Below are 16,435 nucleotides of genomic sequence, written 5' to 3'. Positions count from 1 at the left end.
CTGCGCAGCGTGCGCAACGCTCATACCCTGTAGGCACGGGCAAGAACTCGCCTGGCTGTACTGAGGGGAGAGTCCATGCAATTTCGTTACAGCGTGGCGGGCTTCGTGCTCGCCGCGACCACCAGCTTTGTGCCGGTTGCTTCAGCGATCGCTGCTGAGTCCGCCATCACCGCCAGCTATGATCTTCCTGCCCAGGATCTGTCTTCCGCGCTGAATACAGTGCGCCGAATTTCCGGCACAAACATCGTCTTCGACAATGAAGACGTCCGACAGCGAAAGGCGCCGCGGTTGGCGGGAAACTTCACTCCTGAGGAAGCCGTCAGGCGTCTGATCGAGGGATCCGGTCTGGTCGTCCGAAATACGAAAAGTGCGATTATAATCGGCCGGGCCGGTACACCGCGTTCTCCGGACCAAGTCGAGACAGCCGAGCAGGAGATCACCGTTACGGGATCGCGCATCAAAGGCGCGCGACTTGCATCGCCCGAGATCAGAATTGATCGCGGCGATATTCAGCGAGCCGGGTTTGGTGATCTTGGCGAAGCCGTGAGATCGATCCCGCAAAATTTCGGCGGGGGCCAAAACCCGGGGGTCGGGAAGGGCGCTCGCTCTGGTGCAAATACTAACGATAATGTGACCGGAGGTTCCGCCGTCAACTTGCGCGGCCTCGGAGCCGATGCAACGCTCACCCTTCTGAACGGTCACAGATTGTCTTTTGGGGGTTCGGCGCAGGGCATCGATATTTCCGGTATCCCGACTGAAGCCATCGAGCGCGTCGAAATCATTCCTGACGGCTCATCGGCGCTTTATGGTTCCGATGCGGTGGCTGGCGTCGTGAACGTCATTTTGCGGCGTTCCTTTGACGGCGTTACCGCTAACGCGCGCGTCGGCACGGCAACCGATGGAGGCGGCACTTCGCAGCTTTATCAGATCGTGGCTGGCAAGCAGTGGCAGAGCGGTAACCTGCTCGTCGCATATGGTTTTCGCCGAAATGAGGAGGTGGATGCAGAGGATCGGGACTATACCAACTATCTCCCGGAACCTTATCCGCTGATCAAAGGGCAGCGCGTGCACTCCGCGCTCGTAAGCGGGTCACAAAGCCTGTTCGATGATGTGCGCTTCAGTCTCGACGCTACCTTCGTGGATCGGGCCATGGACGGGAGCTACAACACGAATAACATCCTTAGCGTCTCCCATACGACCGATCGCTCGCTTTCGATCAGCCCGTCTCTGACCATCCCCGTCGATGACAACTGGTCGCTTTCGGTCGCGAGCACCTATGCGAGAAGTCGGAATCGGCGCCAAACCGCGTCGTCATCGAACGGCACCGTATTCCTCCGCGAAGACTTTTGTTACTGCCATTCGCTCCACGCCGTTGAAGCCTATCTGGAAGGCTCAGCGCTGTCGTTGCCCGCAGGGGATGTGCGGGCGGTGCTGGGCGCCGGCTACCGGAAAAATCGCTATCGCGTTCACGGGAGATCGTCGGCGAACGGAGATCAATTCGTCACAACTGGAGGGGATCAGAGCGATACCTACGCATTCGGCGAAATCCAGATCCCGGTCATTTCAGGGCTGAACGAAACGGCATTCGCAAAGGCACTGACGATCTCGGTAGCCGGCCGCTACGACCGGTACAATTATAGCGGTAGCGTCACAACGCCGAAGATCGGCCTGATTTACAGCCCAAATAATGCCGTCGACCTGAAATTCTCCTGGGGGCGTTCGTTCAAAGCTCCCACCCTCGCGTCCATTTATCAGACGCAATATGCGTACCTCCTTCCGCTGACATATTTTGGGAGGAGCGACGCTGCACCAGATGAATCAGCCCTCTATCTTGATGGCGGTTCCACATCATTGCGGCCGGAGCGAGCCACAACCTGGACTGCGACGGTCGCCTTTCACCCCAAGTCGTTGCCGGGGCTTAACGCGGACCTGTCCTACTTCCGGGTGAAATATATCGACCGTGTTCGCACTCCAATCGGGTTTTACCCCGAAGCACTCAGTCCGAATTATGCGAACTATGTCACACTGAATCCCAGCGAAGTGGCGCTCCAGGCAGCCATCAATGGCGCGTCCGGCGGCTTCCTCAATTATACCGCCGGGGCCTACGACCCGGCGTCGGTCCTGTACCTCATCGACAACAGAAATATGAATGTCGCGGCGCAAAAAATCGAGGGCGTGGATGTCAATTTGTCCTATCGCCTGGATCTGCACGACGGCGCGCTGGTCACAGCGTTGAATGGCAGTTGGCTTCGCAGCCGCCAGAAGAACGGATCAGCTTTCCCCTATTTTGACCTTGCCGGAACGATCTGGAACCCACCCCATTTTCGATCGCGCGCCAGTGTCGGTTGGGAAGGGAATTCCGCCGAAGCATTCGTCTATTTCAACTATATTGGAGGCGTCGAAGATCGTCGTGCGGCGCTCCCGATTGACGGGCGATCAATGTTTACCGTCGATCTTTCGCTCAGCTATCGAACGTCCACTTCCGGCGGCTTTCCGAACGGTTTCCGTATCGGTCTCAGCGTCGAGAATCTGTTCGACAAGCGGCCCCCCTATTTGGCGCCGGCACCCTTCACGGAACCCTATGACTCGACCAATTATTCCCCAATGGGGCGCTTTGTCGCGTTGTCGCTATCGCAGTCTTTCTAATGGCCCTCGTCATGGAATGCATCGCGCGGCGATCGGCGAACCGCGCGTTCACGTTAATTTTCCTTACTACCGCAGCGCTGCCGGGTGCGGCTTTCTCACAAGCTGCGCCGCTGCCACCGACGGCGCCCGCTCTGCAAGTTGTGGCTACGAATGCGACCGGCGTCGACTTGCAATCAGCGAGGGACACAAGCCCGTCATGTCCGACGATAGTTCCTCCGGTCGCATCGCAATCGATAGCACGAAGTGTGGAGGCGGATGATATCATTCGCCTCCGCGATTTCGGAAAGATGGATGCGTCTGAGGCAGACCCGGGCGGCTTTGCTGTGTCGCCCGACGGAAGATATCTGGCAATCCAGCTTCGACAGGCGGACCCCGTCTCCAACAGCTACTGCCAAGCCCTGCTGATTTATGATCTCGGCAATGTTCGAACTGCGCCGCGCATTGTCGACATGGGCGGCGACTACGTGCGCCGGACGATTACGCTCTACGGTCTCGAGGGCTTCCCCACCGGCACTCCGGAACCTTTGACGCCGAAATGGTCAAAAGATGGCAAGTGGCTGGCCTTCCTGAAACGAGAAGAAGGAATCACGCGACTTTTCGTGACCGCGCTGTCCGAAGGTGGCACGAGAAGTATCTCTGACGGGCGTTTCGACGTCGCCGACTTCGCCTGGTCAGATGACGCATCGCAGTTGCGCTATCGACAACGGGAAAATCACGCCGCTGCCATAGAACGACTGCAAACCGAGGGGCGAAGCGGTTTCCAATTCGACGAGCGATTTTGGCCGCTTGCCGAGCTCACGCCATATCCACGCGAGACACCTGCGGAAGTCGAACGTTTTGTCATGATCGGAGAGGCCGATACGTTCGGTGGGTCCGGCAGTGCATCACAGCAGGATAGAATGGCGGAGGAGGCAGGCCGCGCTCCGACGCGCAAAGGCGCCGCTGTTGCGATCATCGACCATCGACAACTCGCGGCGAGGGTCGGCGACAAAAATATAGTTTGCCAATTTAAGGAATGCGCCCGCGTCGCAGCGGCATGGACGGTTCCGGGAGCCGACGAAATTGTCTTCATGCGCCGAGAAGGGTTCGCCGCAGCGCGAACCGGCATTTATCGATGGGCTCTGGGTGAGAACAAGCTGACGAATATCCTCACAACAGACGACGCGATCCGCGGATGTGATTTTCAACTCCTTTTGGTTTGCGCCCGAGAAGCTTCTCTTCAACCCCGCGACATCGTTGAAATCGATCTGAGGTCGGGAAAAATCCATCAACTTATCGAGCTCAACCCCGAATGGATCGCGCGCAGGCTCGGAACAGTGACCCGCCTGCGTTGGACCAACAAATATGGAATCGAAACGTTTGGCGATCTCGTGCTTCCACCGGACGCTCGGCACGATGAGCGTTTGCCACTTGTTGTCGTGCAGTACAGCAGTCGCGGCTTTCTCAGAGGCGGAACTGGCGACGAATATCCGATTCAGGCTATCGCGGCGAAAGGCTTTGCCGTCCTGAGTTTTGACCGTCCGCTCGACTACCGGACCGCGATGTCTCGCGCCGGCCGATCGGTATCCCGACAGCACATCGCGAACGCGTGGACCGATCGTGCGAGCGTTCACGATTCTCTTATGCGCGGAATCAAGCTGGCGGCTGACACGCACCCGATCGATGCCGACCATATCGCGATCACGGGACTCAGCGATGGCGCGTCCACCGCGACATATGCGCTAATCCATGCCGATATATTCTCGCTGGCGCTCATTAGCTCATGCTGTGAAGACCCGAGCATTTTGGAGACCGGTGTTGGGGAAGCCTATGCGAGCATTTTGCGCACGAATGAATATCCACTGCCTTGGGAACAGCACAAATCGAGTTGGAAGCGCGTCAGTCTCGCGATGAACGCAAGCCGCGTGTGCGCGAAGATTATAATTCAGAGCGCGGATCGGGAAGCGCGCCTGGCCACTGCCTCCCTTCGGGCGCTGCGGCAATTCGGCCGTGATGTGACAATGTTCATTTTCCCCGATGAGTATCATGTGAAATGGCAGCCGGTTCATCGTCAGGCCGTTTTCAGACGAACGCTCATGGAACTCGACGACTGGCGGCGATTGCCTAAGGCGCGGTGTTCAAGGTGACTTGCGGCGATGCTCTGCACCAAGCCTCGACGTCGCACAGGCGGAGAATTCGTCCCATATCATTCACGCCAAATGTCAGGTCGTCCTTCAGCTGCTGTTCGATCATGCTGCGATCAAGAATACCCGCGCCGCTGAGTAGTCCGTCCATCAGCATTTCGCGAATGAGAACTCGTCGCTCGCGCAGCATCTGCAATTGAAACTGGCCGAGGCCTCCTTTTGAGATCCGCCATGCGACTTTGGCGGGAAGATCCCGCTCCATGGCTCGGCGGGCTATGTAACGACTTCGCCCCCGGCCGACCCAAAGCCAAGTCGGTATGCGTAGGCAAGTCTCGACAAGGGGCTGCGACAATAGGGGAAATATCCCCTTCATCAAATCGGAGCGCCGATAACCATTCATGTTATAGCAGCTGTTGTATAGTCCATGAACATGTTCAACCTTTCCGGGAAGCGGTCGGTTTTTTGGCGGAGGCCACGGCAGCCCAGGTGGCGATTCATTGGATGGAAGATCTTTGGAAAGAAATGCATCATTCGCGCGCCAGTTGGCGTGGTGCTTGCCTTTCCATCCCTTCCTGATCGCCTTCCAGCCGAGATCCCACGCGTTGCACTGATTTGCACGCGCCACCTCAAAGACGGTTCGTGCAAAATTTGGACTCGGACCTTTCGCTCGAAGGGTGTCCGCCGCGGGTCCGGAACTCTGCAGATGGCAGAATACGGCGTCGCCGCCCTGACCGTTGACAAATGTGTCGATCGACCGGTCCGTTGCCATTTCGAGGGAGATGCGATCGGTTTCTTGAACAAAGGACCGCGAGTGGGGTCGGGGCAAGTGCGGCCGCGCCGAATGAAGAAGATCTGGTCTTCGATGATCAGGCGCACCCTCGTCCAGGGAGATATGTAAGTGGCTGGCTACGCTTCTTGCAAAATTCCTCTCGTCCCCATCGTTTCCTTCGCTGAACATCGTGATCGCGTGAATTTCACGCCCAGCAGTGGCGGACCCCGCCGCGATTATCGACGAATCCAAGCCCCCTGAAAGATCGAGGGCGTAAAACCGTCCGCGCGGCATCTGCGCTCCGATGCAGCGAAGAATTTCCCGGCGAACAAGTTCCATGGCTTCATCTGGATCGGTGATCAGGACGTCGGGATTGGTGAACTTCCAAGGGTCCCAGTGAAAACTGGCCTCAAGCGCCCGTGGGGCTTCAAACTTGATCGATTCTCCACACCTGATCTCGGAAACTCCGGAGAGGCATGTGGATGACATGCTGAGATTATCCCAAATCAGATGTCTGGCGACTGATTCCCAGTTTATCGACGGCGGGCGCCTTGCCATTTCCAGCAATAGCCTTGTGTCCGAGGCAACAACGAGGACTCCGCCCTCGACTATGTAATAGGCATTGATGCTACAGAATGGGGATCGTTCGCAGGTGATCACGCCGTTGGGCAAACTGGCCAGGACGATATAGGAACCCCAATATTCATTGTTCAAATGGCCGCCTCGATACGCCGCCGTGACACGCGCCCCTTCGTCGATGTTCTTTCCAAATGCGCGCGACGGGACATGCCGGCAGAAGACGTCGCCAACGACGACGCCAGTGCCATCGGTGAGGTGGTTGATTTCCAACCCGCTGTCGGAATAGACAACAAGGCGTTCGTCACGATGGGTCACGCTCAGCCCCGACTGATGAGCTATTTCATCCAAATGTAGGTCGAGGGCGCATGGGACCTGGGTCGGCGAGCTGACGGCTAAGAATCTGCCGATCATCGCACTGCTCTGATAGGTTCGAAGGGGCCGACCATTTCGATCGTATCGTTGAGGATGAGGTCATCATCCTGAAGCCAGCAATGGGCTTCGAATGGATGAAGCCGAACACCGAAAACCAGTGTGCTCTCATACCCGTTTTGGGCCAAAAGATGCTGAAGGCCGATTGAACGGAGCAGGCAGCGATCCCTCCTGATCGCAAACCGTTCTACATATTCGAATGCTGATATCAGACCGCTGCGGTTTGACGCCGGAGGGCCTTCTGTCTGGGCGATCATGTTATTGCGTTGCACCCACCACAGCAATTCATCGAATCCGCGCAGTGCAATGGTGAATCGTGCGCTGGCGAGAGATCTGAATGCCGATGCAATTTGCCGGCCGGATGGCGAACGCATATCGAATTCCGCGGAATGTTCACGAGCTGGGCGAGTAATTGCGCAGCAGGAACTACGGGCTCCTTCCGCATTGGAGTTCAACCAGTGGCGATCCTCAATCAGGCGCCGAAGGCTCGGTTGCAGTGAATCAACGTCTCCTCTTCCGAGGGCAGACGCAGCCTCCTTTTCCAAGCGTGAATATCGATTTGCGAGGACATCCAGAAAGACGACCTGACCATCGATTTCGCAGCTCGAAACCCACGAAGGAAGCATGAGTGACGCCTTGGCGGAAAAAGCCGGCCGGGAATTTATCCATTCCCGGCCGGCCATTGATCAGTCGACGACGATGCCGAGCGGCTGGCGCGGCTGCACACCGTCCGGCGCGATGTTTTCGTTCGACCCGTGGGTCTCTTCGGTGACGGTGCCGAGGTCGATCAGTTCAGCGTCGCGATAGTTCGGTTCCTTGTCCATGATAGTCTCCTTTCCCGCCGCACAAATGCGACACCGAAAGAATCCCAGTTTCAGAGGATATATCCAAACATATATGTTCTGAATCTGAAGCTATATATGGAAGGGGCGAACCCCGGTATCGGCATTCTTGAGGCCGCCCTAGGTAAGTCCACTCATGATTTCAGGAAGATTACGGATACGGCGTCGATGATATGCGACTACCGATCGCCTGATTGACTGCCTGTTTCCGCGTTCAATCTTCCCGAGCAAAGCATCGAATTCGCGGCGCAAACCGCTCAATTTACGCTCTTCGGCGCGCCGGATCCGACGCATTCGATCGTTGAGATTCCGGACCAAATGCATGAAAAAGACGTTCTGGGTCACCTGGGAGATCGAGTCGAAGAGTAGTTCAATCGGCGGCGGCGCGCCGAGCTCGTCCTGTTGATTAAAGTCATGGGAAACAAGGAGACTGCTCCGGCACGAGGCGGCTGTGAGCATTACATATTGGCTCAGAATATAGAGGTGGCGAGCCGCATTCTCGTCGAGCGACGGTATTTCAAATCCGCCAGTTACCGGCATGTCGAGTAAAGCTTCGCCGACGAGCCGCAACATCGCCTCGCGGACCGGAGTCGCGCTCATTCCATATCGATCAGCTAGTTGTCCGATATTGATTCGCCCAGACGCGATACGACCTTCAATGAGATCGAGTTTAAGGCTGGTGTAGGCTCTTTGGCTAAGCCCGTGATCTGCGCTCATCTTCATACACTCCGAGTTCGAGCGCCCGTGCGCCAGTCGCGGACATGACCGATGCTTAGTGGAGTCTCGGACTGAGCATTGTGGTCAATCCCGGCGTGGAATGGTCGCCACAGAGCCCCTCCACGGTTCGCGCGTCGGCGACGATGCGACGAATCAGTCAGGAACGCGGGGCGGGTGTGATCGTCTTCGCGCGCGAAGATGCGGCGCGATGTCGCTGATGAGTCCAAGCATATTCCTGGAGCCCGTCACGTGTCCTGCGGTGATGTCGCCGTGTCCCAATGGCGAGGATTGCGACCATTGGATAGGCGATCTTACCTACGATCCACCAATAGGCGACGGGCAAGATCTCGGGATTGTATGCCGTGACGCCGTGTGCCGCGACCGCAACCAACTGAAAGGCTGCCAGCCAGATCGGCCAGAATCTGTCTGCCGCCCCGGCGATTGCCGAAAGCGCCAGCAGGAGCCCGAAATCGATAAGTAACATTTCCCATTCGACGTCGCGATAGGATGGATTGCTTAGTCCGGCCCAAAAAGTTCCCATCGTGGCGATGACCATGCAGATCGACGCAGTCCTTTCCGGGGCTCCGCCTCGCCACTGCGCATAGGCAGAGACGAGGAAGAGCAGGATCATGAATGCCACAATGACGATCACGAGCAGCGGCCCCCTTGGTCAGGCGGCCAATTCAAGGGGCGTCGCGCCGCGCGCGCTTGGGCGCTTGACGACATCCCCGAAAGCTTCAGGATCAATGCCCAGCTTTTGTGCCAGCACTTCAAGCTGTCGATGACCTTCGGCCATGTAACCGAGCGCTCCGGTAACCGAGAGCTGCGCGTTGGTCAGGGCCGACAATATCTGATGTCCGACCAGCGGCGAAAGATTTTGGTGCGTCTGCGCGTCGATTGCCGCAGTGGCGAGCCGCCCGCCTTCCGCGAAAATCTGCTGCAGCAGTTTTTCGTAGCCGAACAGCGATTCGGTCAGATGCTTGATGCGCTCTTCATCGTCGGACCTTCTATCCGAGAAGCCGGGAGAGGACGTCGAGTCCGACGGCGAGCATGCCGAAGCCGACTGCAAGCGCGATCGCAAGGAAGACGAGCCAGAAGTAACGGAGGTACGGGTCGAGGTCATTTGCAGATACTCCCATGGTTCGTAGAGGAAGCAACCTGACCCAGGAGGTGGGCGGTGGTTCCGCCTTCTCCGGTGGCTCATCGGCCTGGCCGGTGCCTACCCCCGTATTCTCCAACTGCATTTTGCGGGGGGTCATCGCGGCGTCTTCGAAGGCGTGGAAAAGTTCCGCTGCGTGCCGGCGATTGCGGGCGCGCAAAATGGCGACAGCCTCGCTGATGTAAGTGTCGACGGTGCCGACGCCCAGACCCAATTCGAGGGCGATTTCCTTGGAGGTCTTGAGCCGATAGACATGGCGGAGGCACTCGCGTTGGCGCGGGGCCAAGCGTTCGCAGAGAGCGATGCTCGGCTCTTTTACATCACTAGCAGACAAGTGCGCGCTGCTTGCCATCAATGGACGGCAAGTCCCTTACGCTATCTAAAACAGCACCTCTTTTTCTCGACCCGAGCATTGCTTTCCGACGGATTCTGCAAGCGGCTCCCCGTGCATTCCGTCAACAGAGCCGGTTCCCGACTCTCTCTGAATTTCAACTTAACACGGGAGTAGGCGGACCGGAATTTTCAGGCAACCCTTGGCAACGATTTGCTTTTCTTCACCGAGTATCTCGTATGGGTGCTCTGCGATAAGGTCCGGTTAGTGAAAATCATGGCTGCGGATACGGAGGATTTCATCTTGTTCGGGGGTCGTCCGAACGGCCGTGACGCCGATGTGCGCCCGCGCGGCGCCCATGTCGGATCGCGCGGATCGGGGCCGCCGCCATTCTTCGCCCCGTCACCGCGGCCCGGCGCGACCGTGAAATCCATCCGTGCGATCGACCGCAGCATTTCGTCGTGATCATTGATGCGGTCGCAGATGATATGCATCGCCGGCGGCAGGCGGTCGGCGGATTGCCGCTCGTGCTGCCGCGCAGGGACAGTCCGCGCCGATGAGGCAGCCCTCCGATGCGGTTACCTCGCATCCGAATCCTGCGCCGGAAACTAGAACGGATAATTGATCCCGCGACCATAGTCGTGATCAAAGGTCGGCTTGCTATCGGCGCCATAGCGCGGCGCCTGTTCGAGAACCTTCTTGTCGAGATCGACGACATAGCCGCCCTGTTCGGTGTCGTAAGTCAGGACGTCCCAGGGCAGCGGATAATAGTCGCTGCCAAGACCGAATAGACCGCCGAACTGGAGGACCGCATATTCGACGCGACCTTAGCGCTTGGTGACCATGAAATTGTAGATCGGTCCGAGCTTCTCGCGGTCGCGGTCGCGGTCGAGTCCCGCCTGGCGCTTCGCAATCGCCCAGCGCCTCTGCTTGCGCCGAGTTTCCTTAGGCTCCCCAGTCGACCACGCGAGCGATAGCGAACTCGGCATCGTCACGGGCTCTGCGTCGATGAAGTCAAAGCGGCCCTTTGCCGTGCTCTCACAGTTTCGGCCGATGAGATGGAGTCGTCTCGGCTGAAGGGACGCCGGCTCTGGCGCCGACGAGGCGCTAGATATCAGGCTCGGTTCCTGTGATCAGCCTCAGGCATTCCCGAACCGTGATAATCCGCGCCCCGCCGTGGCGCCCGAGACTCAACAAGTCGGCCTTATCGCCGGTGATCAAAAGTTCGGCCATCCCGGCCTCAATCGTCGCCAGAAGATAGTTGTCCCAGGGATCCGGGCTGACGGACACGTCGGGCAGATTCTCTATAACAATGGCGCTGCCCTTGAGTTCATTGACGAGTCTGCCGACAACGGCTGGATTCAAGCGAGCCCGCAGTTTGGGATAGCGCGTACCGCGCCGAATTTCCTCTAGCTGTTCAGCAGAGGTGATTAAGGTGATCTTGCCTTGGCACCACAAGGCAATCAGGTGAAAGGGAAGCGACCGCCCGTGCAAAAGGGCGCTGACAAGCACATTGGTGTCGATGACAACGCGCATTGATCAGTTCCGACGCGCATCCGCAATCGCTTCATCGATCAACTGGCTCATCTCTTCCGGCGAGACGTCATCGAAACCGGCGCGGGCCTCGGCGAGCGTAAGATCGAGCAGGCGCCATTTCACGGACTCTTCAATGAAGCGCGATAGGTCGCCCTTTTTCATTCCGCGCTGAGCTAGGTATGTGCGGACATCAATGTCGGTTTCGGGCGCGACATTGACGGTCCAGCGCGTCGCACCACCCATAATCAAAAACTCCTCATGGACGCCTATGCGGATAAGCGCTGACCATCTTTTACGCCAAGATTCGATTCCGACATATGCGCTGGATCGACTTTACCACAGGGGGGCTCGATTTTAGCCTACCCGATTTTCGAGCCTCTGCACGGAACACAATAGATCGCAGCATCCACCTCGGCGCCGGACGTTCCGGCTCTCCACGTCAAACTGACGCGAGGCGCAAACGGACGCATGGCGACGCGGATCGAACAAGATGATCCACCGTTCGATGTCGAAGCTCGACGACTTGGCCTTTGCCGTGAACTACTTGTCGAACGGCAGATCATTGCGCGGTACCTCAAGAAGCAAGACTGGAGCCATGCGGGCTGGATCATGCTACTGGAACTCTATGTCGCGGATACGGTCGGTAAAGGGCTGCCGGTTTCAAGCCTAGGATATGCGAGTGGCGTTTCGGTTCCGACGGCGACGCGGCAGACAACTGAGATGGAATCGCGGAAACTTGTGGCTCGCGAGCGCGATCCTCACGACGGGCGCCGAACGAACATCGCCCTGACCGCTCGCGGTCGAGCGACCCTGCGGTGCATTCTAGACGACTATGCGAAGTCCCGGGCGAATGTGCCGCTCCGATAGAATCTGATTGGCCGCCGCGTTCTCGATCGTCCAGAACACAATCTATCATACCTAAGCGAGGGACGGGGAATCCGGCCTCAAGTCCAAGGGAGGAGGAGGGAAGCTGACGTTGGTGTGAAGTTGCAAATGGGAACAGGAGATGGCTGGATGCTCACCGGATCAGGGAAGGCAATATGTCCATTTCCGGAAACTCTTTCGATTCCTTCAATCGGCATCTTCTGATAGGCTGCCGACCGAGGAAACCCATGCAGGCGAGCCAACCTTCCAACGTATCAACAGCCGAGACCGCGCGGCCGCCCGTTGCGCGCAATTGGCTCTGGAAGCCTTGGTACGCGAAGCTCTGGTGGGCGGCGATCCCGGTCTACTGGACAGGCGCGGTGGCCTCGCTGAAGGTCCCGGCACTGGCGGAGTTCTACACCAGCGCTCTCGCAGGCTATCTCAACATGCTGTTCTTTCCGCCGACGGCACTACTGGTGCTTGGTTTCGGGTTCGTCAAAGCTTGGCTCGACAGGCCGCTATCTGGCGAGCCTCTCTCGGACGAGGAAATCGGCGAACTCGAGCAGATGAGGATGGAGGACGAGCACTGGGAGCGTCTTGGGCGACCTCATTGGTCGGTCGACATCTATGATCCGCGCTCCGGCGGACTATATATCGGCAACCCACTCAGCCTTCAGCACCCTGGACGTCGAGATTAGCGCTTCTTGTAGCTGCTATCTCCGTCGAATGGACCATTTGCTAGGTCGGTCGAAAATCGGCCACTGCTCAAGATCGAGGATTGTTCGAGCGACGTCATCGGTCCAGTAATATCGGCGGTTCCACGTGCGGAATCGGCTTGCCCAAGGTAGCGATTTCGCAGCCCCTCGGGGCCAAGCACCTGACGGTTCAGCTCGCTCGTAAATGTCATTTCAGGGTTTGCAGAGCGCGCAGCCGCCCGCTCTGCGGCGGATATCGCCTCGCGTACATCATAGTTTACGATATCGAGCGAGGCCCGAGCTGTCTCGTTACTCGTGCCCATGTCGCTGCTGCTATATCCCAAGCTCCCGCCGACGCTCCCTGACGTTGCTGTCTGTGATCGTTCCTTACCCTTGGCCGGACCACCACGCGACGCATAGTCACTGCTTTGGGCACTTGCGCCGACATTGCCGCCAACCGCAGTTCCCATTGAGATTTGGTCTTGCGCCGAGCGAGATATAGCCCGCTGCCATCCCGTCTGGGCCATGATCGCCGACACGTCGCGTTGAAGCGTATCCGCAACCTGCGGATTGAGCCGCCACTCGCCGTTGCGGTCCATTTCGAAGCCACCGCGCAGCCAGTTCGCCATCATCGCCTGACCCTCGGGTCCGCTGCTTAGCATGTTTTCGATGGTATCGGGTCCGGCTTGCTTGCCGGCCTCATATTTGGTGCTGGTGTCGCTGCGTGCGGACTGCGTGAACCCGGTGCTGCTCGACACGAGCAGGTCGTTGTCCGCGAAGCTGAACCGGGCGCGGCCTCCCTCGGCGATCGTGCCATATTGGCTGTCGTTGATGAGGCCTGCGGCGCGGAGCTGCCGCGCGACGTCGGGCGAGACATTGAGATTGAGATCGCCATTCTGCGCCATGGCGAGCTCGCGCTTGGTCATGTTGATGCCCTCGCTGCGCAGCAGCCCCTGCATGCGTGTCAACCGCTCATTGTCCACGATCCGCGTCAGCCGCTCGTTGCGCGCACGATCGGCAATTCCGGCCGCGCCACCCTCGGCCATGTCGACCTGGTTGCCCGCCGTGCGGCTCAGTGCCTGGATGAAGGCGTCGAGCCGGGCCGCCTCGCGCGTCGATACGCCGGCAGCCGCCGCACCTTCCGCAAACCCGAAATTATCGCTCTGCCGTCGCTGCTCGCCGATGCGCGCGGCGCCGCGCACGCCATCGTGGCCGACTTCGCGCTGGGCATCGAGCTTGCCCGAGCGCTCGGCAAAATCGTAACCAGCGGCCTCGCGCGTGCGGCCATAGACGCTCGTGCCTTCGCGTGCCGCCTCGGCGGTCGCGCCGTCGGCGGTGCCGAGCTGGACCGAGGCGTTATAGGTTTCCAGCGCACGCATGACCTGCGCCTCATTGCGGCCCGTCGCGCGGGAGAGGGAGGTAATCGCCGACGAGCGCGCCTCGCCCGAGAGGGTGTTGATGAAGCCGATGCGGCGCGAGGTTTCGTCGATGGAGAGGCCGAGCATCGACGCGGAATTGCGCTGCCCCTCGTTGTTCCCGGTGCGCCACGCCTGCTCGGTCGCGACGTTGCGGCGTTCGATCCCCGCGACATTGTCGCCCGCATAGTCGCGTCGGCCTTCCATAGCGCCGACGTTGACCTGCGCAGCCGTGAGATCGTTCCGCAGCATTGCCTCCTGGTCGTACGTGTTGGCGATCAACTTCGCGAAGGTCGGGTCGGCCGATGCCTGCGCGATCACGGTCGAGGCCTTCAGCGCAGCGTCTTTCTGATCATAGCCATTGCGCTCGAAATGCCGCTGCGCGCCCCGCATCATCATGTCGTAGGCGCGCGTATCGCCGAAGGCTTTCCACTGCACCATGTTCTGCGCGAAGCCGGCGAAGGCGCGTTCGCCCGCCTGGCCCGGCCCAAAATAGCTCGTGCCGAGACTACGTAGCGCGTCCTTCTCGGCGAAATTGTGGATCGCCGACGTCGTCGCATTGGCGCGCACCGCTGCGGCCGTCGCGGGATGAGTGAGGTCGCGGCCGACGAGGGCAGGGGCGAGCCCCCCGAGCTCGCGTGCGGCGTCCGTGACGCCGAGCCCGAAGCCGGTCGCTCCCGGCGCGCCAGGCGTGCGATCGCTGAGATAGCCACCTGCGGCGCCGAAGGCGCGATTGGTACCGAAGGTAGACCGCTCTCCGAAGTCGCCGAAGCTCGACGCCGCACTGCGCCGTGCGGTCGTGCCGGTCGCCGAGGCCTGCGCCTCGAGCGCCTGCGCGCGGCCTTCATGCGTCATGATCGGGGTGGCGGCCGCGGTGCCCTGGCCCTGCACGCCGAGCGCGCCGCTGGTGAAGGAGGTGAACACATTGCCCGAGAAGCGGAACACGGTGAAGACAAAGGCGCCGGCCAGCCCGGCGGCCGCGGTGCGAAAGCTTCCGAAGATTGCGAGCGCCTTCATCGCCGAACCTGGCGCCAGCATCCAGGCGTTCGCCGCGACATGGTTCGAGCGCATCTCGGCAAGCACGTCCATCGCGCGGCCGAGCGTGAGCTGGTAGATTCCGGCATCGATCACGCCCCACATGGCGACGAAGACGAAGAGGCCAAGCGCGAAGCTCGCGACGCGCAGGTTGATCGGGGTCAGGATGAAGAGCAGCGCGATCGGCATCATGAACAGCATGATGCCGAAGACAGTGGCGCGGATCGTCGGCATCCATTCGTTCGCCGTCGACATGGTGGCGAGACCGCTCGAGACGACGGCACGGTTCGCCATGACGCGCGCGGCGGTCGCAGGGCTATCTTCGAACAGCACGTCGCCGACGGCGTTGCCGAGGTTGATGTTCGTCATCAGCTGCTGGAGCGTCAGCGGCGTCGCGAGCATCTTGTCACCGAGCGCTCCGAGGTTCGACCGGCAGCGCTGGAGCTGAGCCGCGTTCGAGACGTCATAGCCGGTGCGCTCGCAGACCTGTTGACTGTAACCGTGGAACAGCGACGGATCGGAAAGCCGGTCCGAGATATGCGTCCAAGTCTCGGTGCAGCTCACCGTTGTTCCGCCCTTGTCGGTGGCAGTGAAGACGGTGCTGAAGGTCGCCGGCCCAGACATCGCGGCAAAAGCCGCGGGAAGATCGTTCGTGGTACGAAAGAGTTGATCGTCGTCGATGCCATAGGCGGGAGAGACGCGCGCGACGGGATAGCATTGCCGGACATAATCCTTGATCGTTGCATCGAGGAAGGTGTCGGTCATCGGCCCTCGCGGGCTAACAGCGTTCAGGAACAAGTCAAAGCTGTGACCACCCGCACCGAACTCGAGCTTGGCATTGGGGTCGATCGTATTATCGTCGATCGTCTCGGCGATCGCCCGCTCCATCATATTGGTGACGCCCGCGACGAGAACGATCAGGTTCGGGACGTCGCCAACGGGCTGATAGGCGTTGCGGACCCGGTCGTAGACATGGACGGTGCCCGTGGTCGCAACCATGCCGACGAAAAGCCCGATGCCGACGAGCGTCTGAAAGCCGAAAGCGACGATCCCCATGCCGTTGCCGCGCACGCTCGCGAGTAGCGCGCCGAGCGCGATCCCGGCGACCGCGACGATGAGCACCAGCGTTTCGTAGCGCGGATCGGCAAAGATCATCGAGACGAGCCGGAACGCGTCGACGGTCTCGTTGAACCCGTCATAGGTGTGGAAGCTGGTTTCGAGCGCTAGCGCAGCGGTCGGCACGGTGGCGGCGAGGGCGGCGATCAGCGCGGAAAGGAATCGGGAGCACATCGCGA

Annotated in this window: 15 protein-coding genes and 1 pseudogene; 5 read left to right on the top strand and 11 right to left on the bottom strand. The window is 59.6% G+C overall.

Translation table 11 applies throughout. The annotated features are described in order from the left end of the window. The first annotated feature begins 75 nt into the window (after window positions 1-75). Complete coding sequence (locus AOA14_RS01075; protein ID WP_082665244.1) at window positions 76-2,646, top strand: TonB-dependent receptor; 2,571 nt, start codon at window positions 76-78, stop codon at window positions 2,644-2,646. Then, window positions 2,646-4,772 carry an Atxe2 family lasso peptide isopeptidase gene (locus AOA14_RS01070; RefSeq protein WP_082819776.1) on the top strand — a complete coding sequence of 709 codons (2,127 nt, stop codon included), beginning with the start codon at window positions 2,646-2,648 and terminating at the stop codon, window positions 4,770-4,772. Before AOA14_RS01075 ends, AOA14_RS01070 begins: the two co-directional genes overlap by 1 nt. Here the strand turns inward: AOA14_RS01070 and AOA14_RS19075 are convergent. The 7 genes from AOA14_RS19075 to AOA14_RS01035 all read right to left on the bottom strand — a co-directional run bounded on the left by AOA14_RS19075 (window position 4,750) and on the right by AOA14_RS01035 (window position 9,616). Next, a complete protein-coding gene (locus AOA14_RS19075) occupies window positions 4,750-6,465 on the bottom strand; it encodes an asparagine synthase-related protein (protein ID WP_202988353.1) in 1,716 nt (571 codons plus the stop codon). The two genes, AOA14_RS01070 and AOA14_RS19075, sit on opposite strands and share 23 nt — an antisense overlap. 59 nt (window positions 6,466-6,524) lie before the next feature. Further along, window positions 6,525-6,920, bottom strand: a complete 396-nt coding sequence (locus AOA14_RS19550; protein ID WP_202988352.1) for a lasso peptide biosynthesis B2 protein — start codon at window positions 6,918-6,920, stop codon at window positions 6,525-6,527. Window positions 6,921-7,232: 312 nt separating this feature from the next. Beyond that, window positions 7,233-7,370 carry a hypothetical protein gene (locus AOA14_RS19545; RefSeq protein WP_160328052.1) on the bottom strand — a complete coding sequence of 46 codons (138 nt, stop codon included), beginning with the start codon at window positions 7,368-7,370 and terminating at the stop codon, window positions 7,233-7,235. A 138-nt stretch (window positions 7,371-7,508) separates the two neighbouring features. Then, entirely contained in the window at window positions 7,509-8,105 is a 597-nt protein-coding gene (locus AOA14_RS01050; RefSeq protein WP_160328053.1) for a GntR family transcriptional regulator, read from the bottom strand. 157 nt (window positions 8,106-8,262) lie between these two features. Next, entirely contained in the window at window positions 8,263-8,757 is a 495-nt protein-coding gene (locus AOA14_RS01045) for a hypothetical protein (protein WP_136173716.1), read from the bottom strand. An 18-nt stretch (window positions 8,758-8,775) separates the two neighbouring features. Beyond that, window positions 8,776-9,174 carry a hypothetical protein gene (locus AOA14_RS01040; RefSeq protein ID WP_058804234.1) on the bottom strand — a complete coding sequence of 133 codons (399 nt, stop codon included), beginning with the start codon at window positions 9,172-9,174 and terminating at the stop codon, window positions 8,776-8,778. Further along, window positions 9,113-9,616 (bottom strand): helix-turn-helix domain-containing protein, encoded by a 504-nt coding sequence (locus tag AOA14_RS01035; RefSeq protein WP_058804235.1) that lies wholly within the window; start codon window positions 9,614-9,616, stop codon window positions 9,113-9,115. Before AOA14_RS01035 ends, AOA14_RS01040 begins: the two co-directional genes overlap by 62 nt. A 255-nt stretch (window positions 9,617-9,871) precedes the next feature. On the opposite strand from AOA14_RS01035, the gene AOA14_RS19540 reads away from it, so the two are divergent. Continuing rightward, window positions 9,872-10,060 carry a hypothetical protein gene (locus AOA14_RS19540; RefSeq protein WP_160328055.1) on the top strand — a complete coding sequence of 63 codons (189 nt, stop codon included), beginning with the start codon at window positions 9,872-9,874 and terminating at the stop codon, window positions 10,058-10,060. 143 nt (window positions 10,061-10,203) lie between these two features. Here AOA14_RS19540 and AOA14_RS19060 read toward each other — a convergent pair. From AOA14_RS19060 to AOA14_RS01020, 3 genes and pseudogenes are all read right to left on the bottom strand, one after another. Next, window positions 10,204-10,584, bottom strand: a pseudogene (locus AOA14_RS19060) (PRC-barrel domain-containing protein). A gap of 118 nt (window positions 10,585-10,702) precedes the next feature. Beyond that, on the bottom strand, window positions 10,703-11,131 hold the full coding sequence (locus AOA14_RS01025) for a putative toxin-antitoxin system toxin component, PIN family (RefSeq protein WP_062900424.1): 429 nt from the start codon (window positions 11,129-11,131) through the stop codon (window positions 10,703-10,705). A gap of 3 nt (window positions 11,132-11,134) precedes the next feature. Continuing rightward, complete coding sequence (locus tag AOA14_RS01020) at window positions 11,135-11,374, bottom strand: ribbon-helix-helix domain-containing protein (RefSeq protein ID WP_058804239.1); 240 nt, start codon at window positions 11,372-11,374, stop codon at window positions 11,135-11,137. Window positions 11,375-11,599: 225 nt separating this feature from the next. On the opposite strand from AOA14_RS01020, the gene AOA14_RS19055 reads away from it, so the two are divergent. Next, window positions 11,600-11,998 (top strand): MarR family winged helix-turn-helix transcriptional regulator, encoded by a 399-nt coding sequence (locus tag AOA14_RS19055; RefSeq protein WP_082665249.1) that lies wholly within the window; start codon window positions 11,600-11,602, stop codon window positions 11,996-11,998. A gap of 173 nt (window positions 11,999-12,171) precedes the next feature. After that, window positions 12,172-12,693 (top strand): hypothetical protein, encoded by a 522-nt coding sequence (locus tag AOA14_RS01015; protein ID WP_232014686.1) that lies wholly within the window; start codon window positions 12,172-12,174, stop codon window positions 12,691-12,693. On the opposite strand, the gene AOA14_RS01010 is transcribed toward AOA14_RS01015, so the two are convergent. Beyond that, window positions 12,690-16,430: a conjugal transfer protein TraG N-terminal domain-containing protein gene (locus AOA14_RS01010; protein ID WP_062900423.1), complete on the bottom strand. Its 3,741-nt coding sequence runs from the start codon at window positions 16,428-16,430 to the stop codon at window positions 12,690-12,692. The two genes, AOA14_RS01015 and AOA14_RS01010, sit on opposite strands and share 4 nt — an antisense overlap. Window positions 16,431-16,435: the final 5 nt, after the last annotated feature.

Source organism: Sphingopyxis terrae subsp. terrae NBRC 15098 (assembly GCF_001610975.1).
GTDB lineage: Bacteria > Pseudomonadota > Alphaproteobacteria > Sphingomonadales > Sphingomonadaceae > Sphingopyxis > Sphingopyxis terrae_A.
This window is presented reverse-complemented; position numbering and strand designations above follow the sequence as displayed.